The organism is Streptococcus sp. 27098_8_76 (assembly GCF_041432315.1).
Taxonomy (GTDB): domain Bacteria; phylum Bacillota; class Bacilli; order Lactobacillales; family Streptococcaceae; genus Streptococcus.
The window spans coordinates 1-2,502 of sequence record NZ_JAPVZI010000028.1; the positions used below are offsets into that span (position 1 = coordinate 1).

Annotated in this window: 3 pseudogenes; 2 read left to right on the top strand and 1 reads right to left on the bottom strand. The window is 33.7% G+C overall.

The features are described 5' to 3' along the window. Positions 1-521 precede the first annotated feature (521 nt). Positions 522-728: pseudogene (locus tag O3636_RS10595) on the top strand (IS630 transposase-related protein); the annotation flags it as partial. Between the two features lie 4 nt (positions 729-732). Here O3636_RS10595 and O3636_RS10600 read toward each other — a convergent pair. After that, positions 733-1,771: pseudogene (locus O3636_RS10600) on the bottom strand (IS630 family transposase). Positions 1,772-1,818: 47 nt separating this feature from the next. Here O3636_RS10600 and O3636_RS10605 point away from each other — a divergent pair. Continuing rightward, positions 1,819-2,453 (top strand): annotated as a pseudogene (locus O3636_RS10605) (IS630 family transposase); the annotation flags it as partial. Positions 2,454-2,502 lie beyond the last annotated feature (49 nt).

Below are 2,502 nucleotides of genomic sequence, written 5' to 3' on the forward strand. Positions count from 1 at the left end.
ATTATACCATTTTCAATGTTTTTAATCAAATAAAATCGTCTAAATACAGCTGATTTCAAGATATCAAGAAAGCGCGACCAACAAGTCTATAATAATTAAAAATGACTATGCATAACAATAGATATCCTCCCCTTAACTTTAAGATCTTCTTCAGATAGCTTCTATAAATATAAATTTATACTATTTTAAAATCAAATTCATAAACTTTCGTCTTATAAACAAATATATTATAGTTTTGATTAAACATCCTAGCGTTTTAATTTCAAAGTATATATTTATACAACGATATTTTTTGAATCATCTATCAACAAATGGGGAACTTTGATTTCAAATGAGTATAGTTTGTTGAAGTTAGAATAATATAACACAGGTTCTAAAATATTTTTATAAATTGATTTGAATTCAAAAATTAAATTGTTCAATTCTTATTTCATTTCACTATACGCCGTGACTGCTAAAATATTTCTAGAAATTATAGTAAAATGAACCAAAAATAGTACACAATGTGGTATAATTTTCTTATGGCATATTCAATAGATTTTCGTAAAAAAGTTCTCTCTTATTGTGAGCGAACAGGTAGTATAACAGAAGCATCACATGTTTTCCAAATCTCACGTAATACCATTTATGGCTGGTTAAAGCTAAAAGAGAAGACAGGAGAGCTAAACCATCAAGTAAAAGGAACAAAACCAAGAAAAGTTGATAGAGATAGACTCAAAAACTATCTTATACTCAATCGTTTTCAAAAAGCAACCTCGTCCATTGTCTGCTGACGGTGGACTTTAAAACACTTTTTTCCAATCCTTGAATAACTTCTTGAAGCTTATCAATGACGGCTTCCAATGTTTGGAAAGCCTTATTTTTAAAGCCTCGTTTTCGAATTTCTTTCCAGACTTGTTCAATAGGGTTCATTTATGGTGTATAAGGCGGAATAAAAGTTAACTCAATATTACCTGGAATCTCTAAGGTACTTGATTTATGCCATATAGCATTATCCATTACAAGTAGAATATAGTCATCTGGATAAGCTTGTGAGACTTGCCGTAGAAATTCATTCGTATTGCATCCTCCAGCAATAAGGAAGAAGGAATCTCCTGTCTGAGCATCTACTGCCCCATAACAATAGCGATATTCTCGCATATAATGACTAGGAATACTAGGTCTGATTCCTTGAGGAGCCCAACAAGAACTCATCTTACTGATTCTCCCGAAACCAGCTTCATCTTGGTACATCAAGCGTACTTTGTTATAAGTCTCCTCCTCTTTAAAGCGCTTACTTAAGGTCTCGAATGTAGATTTTATTTTTAGACGTCTCAATTGTCTGAGCGTCTGCCTTCTTGGGATGTTCAGGTCGAGGAGTGACTGTTCGCCAACCATGGCGTTTCAGGAGATAATAGAAACCATCGCGTGTGGAAGTGCGACCAATCTCTTTTTGATAGGCTTCAAATAACTGATTGACAGTTACAAATTCCCCAGCCTAAGCAGCTTCTATATGACGCTTTAGAAATGCTTGTTCTTCTTCGTAAGTCATATATTCTCGATGACATCCACCACGGGCCTCTTGAAGAAGAGCTTCTAAACCAAACTCTTTATATTTTTTCAAATTCCTCCAAACAGTTGTTTTATTGCAATCTAGCAGATCCATGATTTCCTTATAACTCTTTTCTTTTGAGCGAAAATAAATAATCTGTAGACGTTTGTGATATTTGGCGTACGATGAATCTCTTAGGAGTTGTTCAATTTTTTGTATTTCTTCATTTGTAAGTTTCATAACTACTATTATAAGATGTTTTTTGATTTTAGTCTAGTATTACTGACAATCCAGACGCTTATTTGACTGAAATAGCTGCTGAATTTGACTGTCATCCAACTACTATCCACTATGCTCTCAAAGCTATGGGCTACACTCGAAAAAAAAGAACCACACCTACTATGAACAAGACCCAGAAAAAGTAGCTTTATTTCTTAAAAATTTTAATAGTTTAAAGCACCTAGCACCTGTTTATATTGATGAAACAGGATTCGATACTTATTTTTATCGAGAATATGGTCGCTCTTTAAAAGGTCAGTTAATAAGAGGTAAAGTATCTGGAAGAAGATATCAGAGGATTTCTTTGGTTGCAGGGCTAACAAATGGTGAGTTAATCGCTCCAATGACTTACCAAGAAACAATGACGAGCGACTTTTTTGAAGCTTGGTTTCAGAAGTTTCTCTTACCAACATTAAACACACCATCAGTTATTATTATGGATAATGCAAGATTCCATAGAATGGGTAAGCTAGAACTCTTGTGTGAAGAGTTTGGGCATAAACTTTTACCTCTTCCTCCCTACTCACCTGAGTACAATCCTATTGAGAAAACATGGGCTCATATCAAAAAGCACCTCAAAAAGGTATTACCAAGTTGCAATACTTTTTTTGAGGCTCTTTTGTCTTGTTCTTGTTTCAATTGACTATAATTTGACTTCCCTAATAGATTTGTTCACATCCTATTTCAATCAA